The following is a 1451-nucleotide window of genomic DNA, read 5'->3' as shown; positions in this document are numbered from 1 at the left end:
CCTTCTTCAGAAGATTTTCGCGTGTAGATGGCACAGCGGATCTTATTCATGACCGGTCCTCTGTCATCTCTGGCCCCCTGCACCGTCAGATACAAAAGCCTTGCGTCCGTTCAGGCCAAAAAACCGCGGTCCGGACCAGTTTGTTCCTGTGATCTTTTTGGCAATGGCAGAGAGCGAGCGGTAGGACTTGCCATCCAGGACAAAGCCGTCCGCCGTCACGTCGACCTGGTAGGTCCGGCCGTTCCACTGGCGGACAAGATGACACCCCACAGCCAGGTCTGAGCGGGCCGTGCCCGCCTTCAAGTCGATCTTAAAATCCTTTTGAAGGCGCGTTGAAAGCCGTTTAAGGGCTGGGCTCTGGGCGCATTGGTGTTCAAACGACAGGGCACGGCGCATGAACACAGTTGAGAGGTTTTTGGGCGGACGCCTGCCGAACCGGGCGGTCCAGTCTCGAACCGCTGCTTCTCGTTCACTCTGTTTGGTGTCAGTCTGCGGAACGACGGCATTGTCCACTTCCGCAGAGTGAGCGGACAGTGGCTGTCTTGAACAGGCCTCCATGCTTATGCGTCCGCTGCCACTGCGGGGGGCGTTACAGGCGATCTGCGCCACCGATAGACGGTCTCTTCGGTGGTTGCAGAGCTCAGGGTCTCGATTATAAACCCGGCGGCACGAAGCCGGCTGATGGCTGCCCGGACGCTTGGGATCTTCCAGCCGAGTTTTTCCGCAAGGATTGAACTCCGGATGCCGTTTGGCATGGCAAGGAGGTTCAAGATCTCAAGCTGCCTGGCCGAAGGTATGAAGGGCGCATTGGCAGGGCACGGCAGCTGACCTGCAGTGCCCTTCGGTACCGGACTGTTCGTTTGACCATGCGCAGTATCGACGACAATGGTCGACGCTGTTTGAGAGGGCAGGGCCGTCCCTGGCTTTGATGGGACAGGTGCCGCCTTTTGGCGCCTGGGTGACGATATCCAGTCAGGAAGAATGTTCATTCCGGCCTCCGCTCAGGTGTAAAAAACCTGGAACCCTCCGGTCGGGTGGTTCCACTGAGCGAAGCCCGCAAAATGAGGCGGGCAGGTCTTCATTTAAAAGTGGCGCCCCGGGAGCCGGAAACACTCCCGGAAATGAAGTCACAAAGCAACTTCAGTTCGCACCGCACATAAAGCAGAGGAATCCGTTGCATGGGCGCTGAAACCACCATTAGCTTCCTTGGGCCGAGCGCAGCAAGTCATATCTGGTGCACAGATATGCAGCAGGCTGACGCAGAGAACGACCAGCTGAAGTCGATCGGTTATCATTTGCAACACTGCGGCCGCTTCGCGTCCCCGGTTTGGGCATTTGCAGGTCTGCGACCGCATCTCGCAAGCCGACGTTTATCGCAGATGCAGTGATTTCACAGGAGGGGCGGGTTTTAGACGTTCGCTGCGGCGAGAACGAATTTCCTCTCTGCGGAC

2 protein-coding genes are annotated in these 1451 nt (G+C 57.9%); both read right to left on the bottom strand.

Annotated elements, in window-relative coordinates; all coding sequences use genetic code 11:
• Window positions 1-63 precede the first annotated feature (63 nt).
• Window positions 64-558: a DUF2924 domain-containing protein gene (locus E1180_RS00170; protein ID WP_155189077.1), complete on the bottom strand. Its 495-nt coding sequence runs from the start codon at window positions 556-558 to the stop codon at window positions 64-66.
• A 2-nt stretch (window positions 559-560) separates the two neighbouring features.
• Entirely contained in the window at window positions 561-989 is a 429-nt protein-coding gene (locus E1180_RS00165) for a DUF3489 domain-containing protein (protein WP_155189076.1), read from the bottom strand.
• Window positions 990-1451: the final 462 nt, after the last annotated feature.

The sequence above is a fragment of the Roseibium denhamense genome (assembly GCF_009711415.1).
In the GTDB taxonomy this organism is placed as follows: domain Bacteria; phylum Pseudomonadota; class Alphaproteobacteria; order Rhizobiales; family Stappiaceae; genus Roseibium; species Roseibium denhamense.
This window is presented reverse-complemented; position numbering and strand designations above follow the sequence as displayed.

Coding starts and splice junctions, on each gene's coding strand:
- E1180_RS00170 (WP_155189077.1), bottom strand. CDS start 558: ATGGAGGCCTGTTCAAGACAGCCACTGTCCGCTCACTCTGCGGAAGTG.
- E1180_RS00165 (WP_155189076.1), bottom strand. CDS start 989: ATGAACATTCTTCCTGACTGGATATCGTCACCCAGGCGCCAAAAGGCG.